At 73.9% G+C, this 808-nt stretch carries 1 protein-coding gene; it reads left to right on the forward strand.

Annotated elements, in window-relative coordinates:
* Nucleotides 1–61: 61 nt before the first annotated feature.
* Nucleotides 62–808, forward strand: a 747-nt coding sequence (locus DMC61_RS40860) for an amidase (protein WP_255431841.1), incomplete at its 3' end; no start/stop codon positions are given.

Below are 808 nucleotides of genomic sequence, written 5' to 3' on the forward strand. Positions count from 1 at the left end.
GGACCTATCTGGAGACAGGCTCGGAACACATTCACGAAGACTGCTAGCCAACGTCGGCGTCTTGAGGACGGTTGCGACCGGCACCGGCGCCGGGATCGGCGTCGCGACCGGCATGTTCCTCGCCGGCATCGGGTCGGACACCGCGGGCAGCATCCGGGTGCCCGCGGCGTTCTGCGGCGTCACCGGTCTCATGCCCGGCTACGGCCGGGTGCCGAGAACCGGCTGCGTTCCGCTGGGCTACAGCCTCGACCGGATCGGCCCGCTGGCCCGGTCCGCCCGGGACTCCGCGGCGGTGCTGGAGGTCCTCGCCGGACCGGATCCGGCCGACCCCGATTCCGCGGCGAGGCCGATGCCCCGTCCAGAATTCCGCGGCGACCTCACCGGCCTGCGAGTCGGGGTCGTCCGCGACCGCCACTTCCCTCCCGGCCGCGATCCCGCGCTGGACGGTGTCTTCGCCGAGGCGCTCGCGGTCCTCGCCGGGCTCGGCGCGCGGCTGAGCTCGATCACGCTGCCGTACCAGACGGAACTGGTGACCGCCGTCCTGGTGACCGTCGCCAGCGAAGCGCTCGCCCACCACCGCGCGGACCTCTGCCACCGATGGCTCGACTTCGGCCGGGGTACCCGCGGGCTCCTGGCCACCGGCGCGCTGGTCACCGGCGCCGACTACGTCCAGGCCCAGCGCGTGCGACAGGTCGCGCAGCGGGCGGTCGGCGCACTGTTCACCGAGGTGGATCTCGTCGTCTGCCCGACGGCGTCCGTCGGCGCGCCCCCGTTCGCGTCGCTGCTCTCCCCCGCCGGGCTACCCGAG

The organism is Amycolatopsis sp. WAC 04169, assembly GCF_003947535.1.
Lineage (GTDB): Bacteria > Actinomycetota > Actinomycetes > Mycobacteriales > Pseudonocardiaceae > Amycolatopsis > Amycolatopsis keratiniphila.